At 62.1% G+C, this 13,164-nt stretch carries 14 protein-coding genes and 1 pseudogene; 14 read left to right on the forward strand and 1 reads right to left on the reverse strand.

The window, feature by feature from the left end; all coding sequences use genetic code 11:
* The first annotated feature begins 2 nt into the window (after nucleotides 1-2).
* The 4 genes from cyoB (at nucleotide 3) to C7477_RS10190 (ending at nucleotide 4,028) form a co-directional block, all read left to right on the forward strand.
* The gene (gene cyoB / locus C7477_RS10170) at nucleotides 3-2,006 is read left to right on the forward strand and encodes a cytochrome o ubiquinol oxidase subunit I (RefSeq protein WP_110751707.1); all 2,004 of its coding nucleotides are present in this window, start codon (nucleotides 3-5) and stop codon (nucleotides 2,004-2,006) included.
* A gap of 4 nt (nucleotides 2,007-2,010) precedes the next feature.
* Nucleotides 2,011-2,652 (forward strand): cytochrome o ubiquinol oxidase subunit III, encoded by a 642-nt coding sequence (gene cyoC / locus C7477_RS10175; RefSeq protein ID WP_110751709.1) that lies wholly within the window; start codon nucleotides 2,011-2,013, stop codon nucleotides 2,650-2,652.
* On the forward strand, nucleotides 2,649-3,050 hold the full coding sequence (cyoD, locus tag C7477_RS10180; protein WP_110751712.1) for a cytochrome o ubiquinol oxidase subunit IV: 402 nt from the start codon (nucleotides 2,649-2,651) through the stop codon (nucleotides 3,048-3,050). The genes cyoC and cyoD overlap by 4 nt, the downstream gene beginning before the upstream one ends.
* Nucleotides 3,051-3,350: 300 nt before the next feature.
* On the forward strand, nucleotides 3,351-4,028 hold the full coding sequence (locus C7477_RS10190; RefSeq protein ID WP_245411799.1) for an SURF1 family protein: 678 nt from the start codon (nucleotides 3,351-3,353) through the stop codon (nucleotides 4,026-4,028).
* An 8-nt stretch (nucleotides 4,029-4,036) separates the two neighbouring features.
* Here C7477_RS10190 and phnF read toward each other — a convergent pair whose 3' ends face one another.
* Complete coding sequence (phnF, locus tag C7477_RS10195) at nucleotides 4,037-4,786, reverse strand: phosphonate metabolism transcriptional regulator PhnF (protein WP_425373552.1); 750 nt, start codon at nucleotides 4,784-4,786, stop codon at nucleotides 4,037-4,039.
* A gap of 101 nt (nucleotides 4,787-4,887) precedes the next feature.
* Here phnF and phnG point away from each other — a divergent pair, with 101 nt between their 5' ends.
* The 10 genes and pseudogenes from phnG (at nucleotide 4,888) to phnE (ending at nucleotide 13,135) form a co-directional block, all read left to right on the forward strand.
* The gene (gene phnG, locus C7477_RS10200; RefSeq protein ID WP_110751718.1) at nucleotides 4,888-5,352 is read left to right on the forward strand and encodes a phosphonate C-P lyase system protein PhnG; all 465 of its coding nucleotides are present in this window, start codon (nucleotides 4,888-4,890) and stop codon (nucleotides 5,350-5,352) included.
* A complete protein-coding gene (gene phnH / locus C7477_RS10205; RefSeq protein WP_425373550.1) occupies nucleotides 5,339-5,953 on the forward strand; it encodes a phosphonate C-P lyase system protein PhnH in 615 nt (204 codons plus the stop codon). The genes phnG and phnH overlap by 14 nt, the downstream gene beginning before the upstream one ends.
* A gap of 3 nt (nucleotides 5,954-5,956) precedes the next feature.
* On the forward strand, nucleotides 5,957-7,054 hold the full coding sequence (locus C7477_RS10210) for a carbon-phosphorus lyase complex subunit (RefSeq protein ID WP_110751722.1): 1,098 nt from the start codon (nucleotides 5,957-5,959) through the stop codon (nucleotides 7,052-7,054).
* A complete protein-coding gene (locus tag C7477_RS10215) occupies nucleotides 7,051-7,932 on the forward strand; it encodes an alpha-D-ribose 1-methylphosphonate 5-phosphate C-P-lyase PhnJ (RefSeq protein WP_110751724.1) in 882 nt (293 codons plus the stop codon). Before C7477_RS10210 ends, C7477_RS10215 begins: the two co-directional genes overlap by 4 nt.
* Nucleotides 7,929-8,747: a phosphonate C-P lyase system protein PhnK gene (gene phnK / locus C7477_RS10220; RefSeq protein ID WP_110751726.1), complete on the forward strand. Its 819-nt coding sequence runs from the start codon at nucleotides 7,929-7,931 to the stop codon at nucleotides 8,745-8,747. Before C7477_RS10215 ends, phnK begins: the two co-directional genes overlap by 4 nt.
* A gap of 12 nt (nucleotides 8,748-8,759) precedes the next feature.
* Nucleotides 8,760-9,467: a phosphonate C-P lyase system protein PhnL gene (gene phnL / locus C7477_RS10225; protein WP_110751728.1), complete on the forward strand. Its 708-nt coding sequence runs from the start codon at nucleotides 8,760-8,762 to the stop codon at nucleotides 9,465-9,467.
* A gap of 2 nt (nucleotides 9,468-9,469) precedes the next feature.
* Nucleotides 9,470-10,075: pseudogene (locus C7477_RS10230) on the forward strand (DapH/DapD/GlmU-related protein); the annotation flags it as partial.
* Between the two features lie 121 nt (nucleotides 10,076-10,196).
* On the forward strand, nucleotides 10,197-11,036 hold the full coding sequence (gene phnC, locus C7477_RS10235) for a phosphonate ABC transporter ATP-binding protein (RefSeq protein WP_110751732.1): 840 nt from the start codon (nucleotides 10,197-10,199) through the stop codon (nucleotides 11,034-11,036).
* Between the two features lie 33 nt (nucleotides 11,037-11,069).
* Nucleotides 11,070-12,056 (forward strand): phosphonate ABC transporter substrate-binding protein, encoded by a 987-nt coding sequence (gene phnD / locus C7477_RS10240; protein ID WP_110751734.1) that lies wholly within the window; start codon nucleotides 11,070-11,072, stop codon nucleotides 12,054-12,056.
* A 260-nt stretch (nucleotides 12,057-12,316) separates the two neighbouring features.
* Complete coding sequence (gene phnE, locus C7477_RS10245) at nucleotides 12,317-13,135, forward strand: phosphonate ABC transporter, permease protein PhnE (RefSeq protein ID WP_110751736.1); 819 nt, start codon at nucleotides 12,317-12,319, stop codon at nucleotides 13,133-13,135.
* Nucleotides 13,136-13,164: the final 29 nt, after the last annotated feature.

A 13,164-nucleotide genomic window follows, 5' to 3' on the forward strand; every position in this document is an offset into this window, starting at 1 on the left:
CAATGTTCTCCAACCCTGACCTCATGAAGTTCATCTTCGGCCGGTTGACCCTGGAATCGCTTCCCTTTCACGAGCCGATCCTCGTCGTGACGTTCATCGCCGTCATGATCGGCGCGTTGGCCGTTCTCGGCCTCATCACCTATTACCGGTTCTGGGGCCCGCTCTGGCGCGACTGGATCACCAGTGTCGATCACAAGAAGATCGGCATCATGTATATCATTCTCGCGATCATCATGCTGCTGCGAGGCTTCTCGGACGCGATCATGATGCGCCTCCAGCAGGCAATGGCCTTCGGCGGCAATGAAGGCTACCTGCCGCCGCATCACTATGACCAGATTTTCACGGCGCATGGCGTCATCATGATCTTCTTCGTGGCGATGCCGTTCGTCACGGGCCTCATGAACTATGTCGTGCCGCTGCAGATCGGCGCGCGCGACGTCTCGTTCCCGTTCCTCAACAATTTCTCGTTCTGGATGACCACGGCGGGCGCGATCATCATCATGCTCTCGCTTTTCATCGGCGAGTTCGCCAAGACCGGCTGGCTCGCCTATCCGCCGCTGTCAGGCATCGCCTACAGTCCTGACGTGGGCGTGGATTACTACATCTGGGGCCTGCAGGTGGCCGGCATCGGGACGACGCTATCAGGCATCAACCTGATTGCGACGATCGTGAAGATGCGCGCGCCGGGCATGACCTTCATGAAGATGCCTATCTTCACCTGGACCTCGCTCGTCACCAACATCCTGATCGTCGCTTCCTTCCCGGTGCTGACCGCCGTGCTCGCGCTCCTGTCGCTCGACCGTTACCTCGGCATGAACTTCTTCACGAACGATCTCGGCGGCAACCCGATGATGTACGTGAACCTCATCTGGATCTGGGGCCATCCGGAGGTCTACATTCTCGTCCTGCCGGCGTTCGGCATCTTTTCCGAAGTGGTCTCGACCTACAGCAGCAAGCGGCTGTTCGGCTATACGTCGATGGTCTACGCCACCTGCGTGATCATGATCCTCTCCTACCTCGTGTGGCTGCACCATTTCTTCACGATGGGTTCCGGCGCCTCGGTCAATGCCTTCTTTGGCATCACCACGATGATCATTTCGATCCCGACAGGCGCAAAGATGTTCAACTGGCTCTTCACCATGTATAAGGGCCGCATCCGTTTCGATGTGCCGATGCTGTGGACGGTCGGCTTCATGGTGACCTTCACCATTGGCGGCATGACCGGCGTCATGCTCGCGATCCCGCCCGCCGATTTCGTGCTGCACAACTCGCTGTTCCTGATCGCCCATTTCCACAACGTCATCATCGGCGGCGTGCTGTTCGGCATATTCGCCGGCATCAACTACTGGTTCCCGAAAGCGTTCGGTTTCAAGCTGGACCCGTTCTGGGGCAAGGTGTCGTTCTGGTTCTGGCAGATCGGCTTCTTCGTTGCCTTCATGCCGCTTTACGTGCTCGGGCTGATGGGCGTGACGCGCCGCGTGAGCCAGTTCGAGGATCCGTCGCTGCAGATCTGGTTTGTCATCGCGGCGATCGGCGCCGGCATGATCGCGGTCGGCATCGCCGCCTTCCTCATCCAGCTCTTCGTCAGCTTCCGCAACCGCGAGGCGCTGCGCGACGAGACCGGCGACCCGTGGGATGGACGCACGCTGGAATGGTCGACATCGTCGCCGCCGCCGGAGTATAATTTCGCCTTCACGCCGATCGTCCGCGATCACGACAGCTGGTACGACATGAAGAAGCGCGGCCATACGCGCCCATTGGAAGGCTTCAGGCCGATCCATATGCCGAAGAACACGGGCACGGGCGCCATCCTCGCCGCAATCAGCATCGGCTTTGCCTTCGGAATGATCTGGCATATGTGGTGGCTGGCCATCATTTCCTTCGTCGCGATGATCGCGGTCGCGATCGGTCATACCTTCAACTATAACCGGGATTTTTTCATCCCTGCCGAAACCGTGGCCGCGACCGAGAACGCGCGCACCAGACTGCTCGCGGGACAGAACTGAAACGATGAGTAAAACAGCCCACGCCCACGCCCATCTGGCGATCCCGGAAGGCAAAGACCAGGAATTCTATCTGAAGGACGATCATCATCCCGAAGGCAGCACCATGCTGGGCTTCTGGCTCTACCTGATGAGCGACTGCCTGATCTTCGCCGTCCTCTTCGCCATCTACGGAGTGCTTGGCCGCAATTACGCCGCGGGGCCATCGCCCGCTGACCTGTTCGACCTGCCGATCGTCGCGCTCAACACGGCGATGCTGCTCTTCTCCTCCATCACCTATGGTTTCGCCATGCTGTGGATGGATCGCGGAGCAAAGGCCCAGACGCTTGGCTGGCTCGCCGTGACAGGCGTGTTCGGCGCGATCTTCATCGGCCTCGAACTCTATGAATTCAGCCATTTGATCCATGAAGGCGCGGGTCCGCAGCGTTCGGCCTTCCTGTCCTCCTTCTTCACGCTGGTCGGCACACACGGCCTGCACGTCACTTTCGGCATCGTCTGGCTGATCACCCTCATGGTGCAGGTGTCGATGCACGGCCTGACTGTCGAGAACAAGCGCCGGCTGATGTGCCTCAGCATGTTCTGGCACTTCCTCGACGTCATCTGGATCGGCGTCTTCTCCTTCGTCTACCTGATGGGAGTCATCGGATGAGTTCGCATTCACACACCCCGGCTCACGCCCACCATAACGCCGCAGACAGCCATCACGACGATGGGGCCGCCCATGGCTCTTTCAGGGGCTACATGACCGGTTTTCTCCTGTCGGTGGTCCTGACCGCTATCCCCTTCTGGCTGGTCATGAGCGGCGTTACCGACAGCAGGGCGCTCACGGCGGTTCTCGTCATGGGGCTTGGCGCGATACAGATCGTCGTTCACATGATCTTCTTCCTGCATATGAACCCGCGCTCCGAGGGCGGCTGGACGATCATGGCGCTGATCTTCACGCTTGTACTGGTCGGCATCCTGCTCGCCGGCTCGCTCTGGGTCATGCATCACCTCAACTACAATATGATGCCCATGTCGCCGGAGATGATGAAGAACATGCCTTAGTCTGGTTTCTGTCTTAATGGAACCACGAGGCGCCCCCCTCTGTCCTGCCGGACATCTCCCCCGCATGGGGGGAGATTACGCCTTCACAGGCGGTTGGAGCAAGCCGCTGGCCTTGCAGAATTGGCGCCGATACATATGTCAGCCAATCTCCCCCCTCGCGGGGGAGATGTCCGGCAGGACAGAGGGGGGCGCTGTCCCGCCGGCGTTTCCATCTAAATATGAAATGCATTCGACATGGTCATGAACCACGCTTCAAACGGTGGGGCAGGGGGGGAACCCCCGCGCCGCTCGCGGCGGTTCATGACAGTCGCGATGCTGTTCATGACGGGCGTCTTCCTTGCGCTGGGCACCTGGCAGGTACAGCGGCTGTTCTGGAAGCTGGACCTGATCGCCCGCGTCGAGGCCCGTGTTCACGCGGCGCCAGTGCCGGCGCCTGCGCCGCCCGATTGGGCCAATGTAACCGCCGGGAATGACGAATATCGGCGCGTCACGGCTTCCGGCATATTCGACTATAATAAAGACGTGCTGGTTCAGGCCGTAACCGAATTGGGCGCCGGTTTCTGGGTGATAACGCCGCTTCATCAGCCAGACGGTGCGACGATCCTCGTCAACCGCGGCTTTGTCCCGGCCGACCGCCGCGACAGGGCCTCCCGAGCCGCGGGCGAGATTGCCGGGCCGGTCACGATAACCGGCCTTATGCGTATGAGCGAGCCGGGCGGCGCGTTCTTGCGCTCGAACGACCCGAAGGCAGGCCGCTGGTATTCCCGCGATGTCGCCGCGATCGCCACCGCTGAGAATCTACACAATGTCGCGCCTTATTTCATCGATGCCGACGCGACGCCAAATCCCGGCGGCCTGCCTGTCGGCGGCCTGACGGTCGTCCGCTTTCGCAACACCCATTTGGTCTATGCGCTTACCTGGTATGTGCTGGCGCTGATGAGCGCGGGAGCCGCCTATGCAGTCCGCAAGATGGTTTAGCCAGGAAACTAAGCGGCGCGAGGGCTCTCTATGACAAGCTCGACCCGGTCGGCGGCAAACCGCGTCATTGAATATTGGATCGGCCGGCCATCGAGGTCCGTGTTCAGGGCATGTGTGATGATGACGATGGCGCCCGGCGCGAGTTTGAGTTCTTGGCAGTCGGTTTCATCCGCATGGCGGGCCTCGACGCGCGTCGACGCGCGGCGGTAGTCTTCGACGCCGCACAATGCCAGCGCTTCGGTGATCGAGCCCGTCCTGCCATAGGCCTCCGCAATGCCCGGAAACCGTTCGGCGCTGAACCATGCCGTCGACCGGGATACCGGCACGCCGTCCGCCTTCCCCAGATTTTCGATGCGGATCAGCATCTCGCCGGGCTCAAGTCCGAGTGCGGAGGTAATCGGTTCGCTTGCCGGCTCGTGTGCGTGGCCGGTCATTTCGCTGCGCGTTTCGCGTGCCTGCCCGCCAAGCCCGGCTGAAAAGCGCGTGCGCTCGCCGATTGGATAGATGAGCCTCTTCTGGCGCCGGACATAGGTGCCGCGCCCTTGCTCCGATTGCAGCACGCCTTCATGGGCGAGCGCGGAGATGGCGGCGCGCACCGTGTGGCGGTTGACGCCGAAGCGTTCCGCAAGCTGGTTCTCCGGCGGCAAGCGCCCATTCTCGTCCGCCAGCCCGCTGGCGATGCCCTGGCGGATACCGTCGGCGACCTGCCGCCACAGTGCCACGCCGACCCCCCGTTGCAACCCGGCCCTTTTCACTATTCGTACCCTTTCGCGCTCTTGTCATTTGCCCGTCATCGAGACGCGCTATGTAGGAGTTAACTTATCCACTTGTCTAGATCAATATACAATTTGGAAATGCGATGAATATCGAAACTGAAATTGCAGCGCGGAGGAACCGGATGTCCATCCTGGCGCGTTGCGAGACCCGCCGGCTGCAGGGGCTTTGGGCGAAGCTGGGGCTCGACCCGGCCTACAAGCTCCTGCGGGGACCGGAATGCGGGCTCGTGATGTTGCGTGGCCGGACTGGCGGAACCGGAGAAGCCTTCAACATCGGCGAAGCAACCGTCACGCGCGCCAGCGTGAAGCTCGATGACGGCTCCGTCGGCCATGCCATGGCGCTCGGACGGGACCATTTGAAGGCGCGGCTCTCCGCTATCGTTGATGCCTTATGCCAGAACGTTGAGACGGCCTCCCTGATCAATGCGGAAATTATTGCGCCGATAAGCCGCGAGCTCGACGGCGCGGATGAAAAGCGCCTGATGCAAACGGCGGCCACCCGGGTTGATTTCTTCACCATGGTGCGCGGAGAAGATGATGCAAGCTGAAGCAAGCGCACTTGACGGCGGCTTTGCGCAGCCGGTTTTCGACGCACAGGCGACCTTCCGTGCGATCATGGATGCGATGGCGCGCCCGGCGACGGTCATGCAGGTAGACCCGCGCGCGGTTCCCCCTGCTCCCCTTCAATCCTTGGCAGGGGCAATTGCCTGCACACTGATCGATCCCGATACGCCGGTCTGGCTCGATTCCGTACTGGGCGACAACGAAGCCTTGCGGGCATGGCTCGCCTTCCATGCCAACGCGCGCTTCGTGGAGGCTCCGGCTGGTGCTGCCTTCGCGCTCGTGGCCGATCCCTCGGCAATGCCGCCGCTGGGTCGTTTTGCCCAAGGCAGCCAGGAATATCCGGACCGCTCGGCAACGCTTATCCTGCAGATCGAGAGCTTCGAGGGCGGTGCGCCGCTCACCTTCCATGGTCCCGGCATCAAGGGAACGGCTTCAATGGCGCCGCTCGGTCTGCCCTCGGATTTCGCCGGCCAGTGGGATGAGAATGTCAGCCGGTTTCCGCGCGGCATCGATCTCATCCTGATCGCCGGTGATGCGATTGCATGCCTGCCGCGTTCGGCGCGCCTCGTCGAAGGGGAGAATTGAACCATGTATGTTTCAGTCAAGGGCGGCGAAGCGGCCATCGATAACGCGCACCGTCTGCTTGCCGACCGCCGCCGCGGCGACCGCTCGGTGCCGGCGCTGACGCTCGACCAGATAGCCGAGCAGCTTGTCCTCGGCGTCGACCGGGTGATGAGCGAAGGCTCGCTCTATGATCGCCGGCTTGCCGCGCTCGCCATCAAGCAGGCGCGGGGCGACCTGATCGAGGCGATCTTCCTGGTGCGGGCCTATCGCACGACGCTGCCGCGCTTCGGCTTTGCGGAGCCGGTCGACACGGGAGCCATGCTGGTCGAGCGCCGCATATCGGCCTGCTACAAGGATCTGCCCGGCGGCCAATTGCTCGGGCCAACCTTCGATTATACGCATCGGCTGCTCGATGAAGCGCTGGACGGCGACCCCGAGGTCGAGCCCGGCGAGACGCGTGAAGGCGCGACCGAGCCGGTCTCGCGGATCGCGGATATTCTCGGCGGCGAAGGGCTGATCGAAGAGGAAATAAGCGGGAACGACGAGCCTGATGACATCAACCAGACGCCCTTGGAGTTTCCCCTGTCCCGTGCCATGCGGCTGCAAAGCCTCGCGCGCGGCGACGAAGGTTTTCTGCTGGCGCTCGGCTATTCGACGCAGCGCGGCTATGCCCGTTCCCACCCCTTTGCCGGTGAAATCCGCATTGGCGAAGTTGAGGTCGAGGTCTTTATGCCCGAACTCGGCTTTGCCGTGCCGGTTGGCCGGGTGCAGCTTACCGAGTGCCAGATGGTCAACCAGTTCAAGGGTTCGGCCAAGGTGCCACCGCAGTTCACCCGCGGTTATGGTCTCGTCTTCGGTCAATCGGAGCGCAAGGCGATGGCGATGGCGCTGTGCGACCGCGCCTTGCGCGCCGGGGAACTAGGGGAGGATATCGTCGCGCCGGCGCAGGACCAGGAGTTTGTGATCTCCCATTGCGACAATGTGCAGGCGACCGGCTTCGTCGAGCATTTAAAGCTGCCGCACCATGTCGATTTCCAGGCCGAACTCGGCCTCGTGCGTACCATGCGTACGCAATTCGAGCAGGCCGAATCCGCCATGGAAAACAAGGAGGCGGCTGAATGACCGCGCGTACACAAGCATCGAGCTACAATTTCGCTTATCTCGACGAGCAGACCAAGCGGATGATCCGGCGTGCCATCCTGAAGGCCATCGCCATTCCCGGCTATCAGGTGCCTTTCGCCAGTCGCGAAATGCCGATGCCTTACGGCTGGGGGACGGGGGGCGTTCAGGTCACTGCGGCGATCCTCGGGCCGGACGACGTGCTGAAGGTCATCGACCAGGGCGCCGACGATACGACCAATGCCGTCTCGATCCGCAAATTCTTCGAGCGTGTCGCTGATGTCGAGACGACGACCCGCACAGTGGATGCCACCATCATCCAGACACGCCACCGCATCCCTGAGACGCCACTCCGGGAAGGTCAGGTGCTGGTCTATCAGGTGCCCATCCCCGAGCCGCTGCGCTTCCTCGAGCCGCGCGAGACCGAAACGCGAAAGATGCATGCGCTGGAGGAATACGGCCTGATGCATGTGAAGCTCTACGAGGATATCGCGCGCAACGGTCATATCGCCACCACCTACGCCTATCCGGTAAAGGTGGAAGGCCGCTACGTGATGGACCCTTCGCCCACGCCGAAATTCGACAATCCCAAGATGCATATGTCGGAAGCGCTGCAGCTCTTCGGCGCCGGACGCGAGAAACGCATCTACGCCCTGCCGCCCCATACCGAGGTCGTCAGCCTCGATTTCGAGGATCACCCCTTCGAAGTGCAGCGCTTCGACAAGCCATGCGCCCTGTGCGGGGGCGGGCAGGTCTATCTCGACGAGGTCGTTCTGGATGATCGCGGCGGGCGCATGTTCGTCTGCTCCGACACCGATCATTGCGAGAGCCGGCGCGCCGAAGGCCTGCGCGGCGAACTTCTGGGGGAGGTCGCGCAATGATCGCCGCCGCCGCGAAGATCGAGAATTTGGATCGCTCAAGCGAAGCGCTGCCGCTGCTGTCGGTCCGCTCGTTGACCAGGACCTACGGCACCCGCATCGGCTGCGCCGATGTCAGCTTCGACATATGGCCGGGCGAGGTGCTGGCGATAGTCGGCGAATCCGGTTCCGGCAAGACGACGCTTTTGAACTGTATCTCGACGCGGCTGGAGCCGACATCGGGAACGATCTCCTATCGTATGCGTGACGGCGAAATGCGCGATCTCTATCAGCTCGGAGAAGCTGAAAGACGCCATCTCCTGCGCACCGACTGGGGTTTCGTTCATCAGAACCCGGCGGACGGGCTGCGCATGACCGTATCCGCCGGCGCCAATGTGGGCGAGCGCCTGATGGCGGTCGGTCAGCGCCATTATGGCAGGCTGCGCGCGACCGCGACCGACTGGCTCGGCCGTGTCGAGATCGACGCCGGCCGCATCGACGATCAGCCGCGCGCCTTCTCCGGCGGCATGCGCCAGCGCCTGCAGATCGCCCGCAACCTCGTCACCGCGCCACGGCTTGTCTTCATGGATGAGCCGACAGGCGGCCTCGATGTCTCGGTTCAGGCAAGGCTGCTGGACCTGTTGCGCGGGCTGGTCAACGATCTTGGCCTCGCCGTCATCATCGTGACGCACGATCTCGCCGTGGCGCGCCTGTTGTCGCACCGGATGCTGGTGATGAAGGATGGTCGCGTCGTGGAGCATGGGCTGACCGACCGCCTGCTCGACGATCCGCAAGCGCCCTACACCCAGCTTCTCGTCTCCTCCATCCTGCAAGTCTGAGGCCGCGCCGCCATGATATCAGCCCTTATCGTCTCCGATCTGGCCAAGACCTTCAAAATGCATCTGCGCGGCGGTATCGAGCTACCCGTGATCGCCGACGCTGCCTTCCTGTTGCGGCCCGGCCAATGCGCTGTGCTCGGCGGCCCCTCGGGCGCCGGCAAAAGCTCCATCCTCAAGATGCTCTATGGCAATTACGTCGCCAATGCCGGGCAGATCCTCGTGCGGCATCGTGGCAGGGAAGTCGATCTTGTCCGCGCGGAACCGAGGGCGATCCTCGAACTGCGCCGGGAGACGATCGGTTATGTCAGCCAGTTCCTGCGTGTCGTGCCGCGCGTCAGCGCACTCGACATCGTGGCGGAACCGCTGGTCGAACGCGGTATCGACCGCCCCCAGGCAACGCGCCGCGCCGGCGATCTTCTCTCCCGGCTCAATCTTCCCGAACGGCTGTGGAGCCTGCCCCCCGCCACCTTCTCCGGCGGCGAGCAGCAGCGCGTGAACATCGCGCGCGGCTTCATCACCGATCACCCGATCCTGCTTCTCGACGAACCGACGGCTTCGCTCGATGCCGTCAACCGGTCCGTCGTCATCGACATGATCGCGGAGAAAAAAGAAACCGGCGTGGCCCTGCTCGGCATCTTTCATGACGCCGATGTGCGGGGCGCCGTCGCCGACACGATCATCGACGTCACCGGCTTCGCGCCACACAGAAGGGATGCCTGACCATGACGCGTCTGTCCGAAACGCCTGTTATTCACCCGACCGCGCGGCTCGAAAACTGCAGCCTTGGCCGCTACACCGAGGTAGGGGAGGGCGGTCGCCTCACCGAGACGGAACTTGGCGACTATTCCTACGTGATGGAGAACTGCCAGAGCTGGTGCGTCACCATCGGCAAGTTTGCCAATATCGCGGCATCGGTGCGCATCAACGCGACGCATCATCCGATGTCACGGGCCACGCTGCATCACTTCACCTATCGCGCATCGGATTACTTCGACGATGCCGAACATGAGGCGGATTTCTTCGCCGCCCGCCGCGCCCGCCGGGTCTTCATCGGCCATGACACCTGGATCGGTCACGGCGTCACCATCCTGCCCGGCGTGACAATCGGCGACGGCGCGATTGTCGGTGCGGGAGCTGTCGTGACCAAGGATGTCGCGCCTTATACGATCGTCGGCGGTGTTCCGGCAAAATTCATGCGCCAGCGCTTCTCCCATGACATCGCACAGCGGATGCAGGCGCTGGCCTGGTGGGACTGGCCGCACGAAAAGCTGCGCCACGCGCTCGACGATTTCCGCCATTTGAGCGCCGAAGCGTTCCTGGAGCGGCATGAAAACGCTGCGTGGCCCCACGTGACTGTGGATCGTCATGAAACTGCTACTCTCGCGTCAATCGAGCTTCATACGGCGGGAACATGATGTTGCCTGGAGCCCCCGTGGAAGGAGGAATTCGATGACCGCGATTTCCATTCAAAATCTGTCCAAGAGCTTCGGCAAAAAGCGGGCGCTGGACAATATCAGCCTCGATATCAAGCGCGGCGAGATGGTTGCGCTGATCGGCGCCTCCGGTTCCGGCAAGAGCACGCTCATCCGCCACATCTGCGGGCTGGAAACCGGTCAGGCGGGGGGAAGCAGGATCGATGTTCTCGGCAATCCGATGCAGGACGGCGGGCGGCTGTCGGCCGGCGCGCGCCAGATGCGCCGCAACATCGGCGTGGTCTTCCAGCAATTCAACCTCGTCGGGCGGTTGTCGGTCCTGTCGAACGTGCTGCTCGGCAATCTCGGCCGGATACCGGCCTGGCGGGGCACGCTCGGCCTGTTCACGCGCCAGGAGAAGCAAGCCGCCCGCGAGGCGCTCGTCCGGGTCGGCATTCCCGAAGTTGCGTGGCAACGCGCCTCCACGCTCTCGGGCGGCCAGCAGCAGCGCGCGGCGATTGCCCGCACGCTCGTGCAGTGCTCCAGCATCCTGATTGCCGATGAACCGATCGCCTCGCTCGATCCATCCTCCGCGCGACGCATCATGGAAATCCTCGCCGCCGTCAACCGCGACGAGCAGATCACCTGCGTCGTGTCGCTTCATCAGGTCGAATATGCGCGCCGCTATTGCCCGCGCATCGTCGCGCTGCGCGACGGGCGCATCGTCTTCGACGGTCCCTCGTCCGAACTGACCAACCAGATGCTGGTGGAGCTTTACGGCGCCAGCTCGGAAGAACTGATTTTGCCGGACGCGCCATTGCAGCCGGCCAAACCGAAGCGCGCCACCGAACCGGGACGCGTTGCGGCATTCGCATAACTCAACTCACGCACATCAACACGGAGGCCTATCATGAACGCATTTCTGAAGGGCGCGGCAGTCACTGCCTTTGCCATGGCCCTGTCGGGCGCTGCAATCGCCGAAGAACTCAATTTCGGCATCATCTCCACGGAATCGCAACAGAATCTGAAGCCGAAATGGGAGCCGTTGCTGGCTGATCTCTCCAAGGCCACCGGCCTGGAGGTGAAGCCCTTCTTCGCGACCGACTATTCCGGCGTCATCGAAGGCATGCGCTTCGGCAAGGTGCAGCTTGCCTGGTACGGCAACAAGGCGGCGATGGAAGCCGTTGACCGCGCCGATGGCGAAGTGTTCGCCCAATCGGTCAATGTGGACGGTAATCCCGGCTACTGGTCCGTCATCGTCGCGCCCAGGGACAGCAAGCTTAACTCGGTCGAAGACCTCTTGAAATGCGACAAGTCGCTGAATTTCGGTTTGGGCGATCCGAATTCGACGTCCGGTTTTCTGGTCCCGACTACGTTCATCTTCGCGGCCAACAATGTGGACCCGAAGACCTGCTTCAAGAACGTGACCAACGCCAACCACGAGACCAATGCCATGGCCGTCGCCAATGGCCAGCTCGACGCGGCGGCGAACAATACCGAGAACATGACGATCATCGAGAAAAATGCCCCTGATGCGTTTGCCAAGTTGAAAGTGATCTGGAAATCGCCGCTCATTGCGTCCGATCCGCTCGTCTGGCGCAAGGACCTGCCGGAAGCGACCAAGACCAAGCTCAGGGAGTTCTTCCTGACCTACGGCACCGACCAGTCGAAGGGCGACATCGCCCGCGAAAAGGCAGTGCTCGCCGTTCTCGAATGGGCGCCGTTCAGGGCATCGACCGACGACCAGCTCCTGCCGATCCGCATCATGGAGCTCACGAAGAACATCGCCAAGATCAAGGGCGACGCCAAGCTGACCGAGGCCGAGAAGAAGACGCAGATCGAGAAGCTGGAAGCTGCGAAGGCCGGGTTCGAGAAAAAGCTCTCGACCCAAGGCTGACCGCTTGGAGCAGTTCCTTGTTTGAAACGCTAATGTAACTGGAATGCCCCTCATCCGCCTGCCGGCACCTTCTCCCCGTAAAGAAACGGGGAGAAGGAAGAAGCGGCAACATTGATGTCCCCTCTCCCCGTTCTTCACGGGGAGAGGGTAAGGGTGAGGGGCAGTACAAGCGTTTCATCAAGACAAGAACCGCTTCGTCCCTCCGACCGGCCAATTCCCCACCCAGGAGGGCCGGTCCCACCACCGGGTCGAGACCACAAATGGAACATACCGCAAAGATCGTCAGCCCTGAGCAGGTCCGTCCGGACGTCGAGCGGGACTGGGCGCGCAGCGCATGGACCGCCGCCAGCTGGATCGTCCTTGTCGTGCTCCTCGTCTGGAGCTGGGCTCCGGCGGAGATGTCGCGCTCGATTCTGCTGTTCACCGACGCGGGCAATATGGCCGAATATGCCGGCGGCTTTGCGCGGCCCGACTTCTCCGAATGGCGCTACTACATCCAGGAAATGCTGGTCACCCTGCAGATCGCCCTGTGGGGCACGTTTCTGGCCGCCGTTTTCGCCATCCCCTTCGGCATATTGTCGGCGCGCAACATCGCGCCCTGGTACATCGTTCATCCTGTGCGACGCCTGATGGATGCCTGCCGGTCGATCCACGAACTGGTCTTCGCCGTACTCTTCGTCGTCGCCGTCGGTCTTGGACCTTTCGCCGGCGTGATGGCGCTTTTCATTCACACGACAGGCGTTCTCGCAAAGCTCTTCTCGGAGGCTGTCGAGGCCATTGACGCCCGTCCGGTTGAAGCGATCCGGGCAACCGGCGCAACGCGGCTTCAGGAAGTGGTGTTCGGCGTGGTGCCGCAGGTCATAGCGCTCTGGATGTCCTATGCGCTTTACCGCTTCGAATCCAATGTGCGGTCAGCGACCGTTCTCGGCGTGATCGGTGCCGGCGGCATCGGCCAGGTGCTCTTCGAATCCGTTCGCGGCTTCTACTATCCGCAGGCCGGGGCCATGCTGATCATCATGCTTGTGACCGTATCGCTCATCGATCTCCTGTCCCAGCAGATGCGCAAACTGTTTCTCTGATCTATTCCCATAAAACCTGGAAAGCCTGC

The sequence above is a fragment of the Paramesorhizobium leguminum genome (assembly GCF_003217235.1).
GTDB classification, from domain to species: Bacteria; Pseudomonadota; Alphaproteobacteria; order Rhizobiales; family Rhizobiaceae; genus Paramesorhizobium; species Paramesorhizobium leguminum.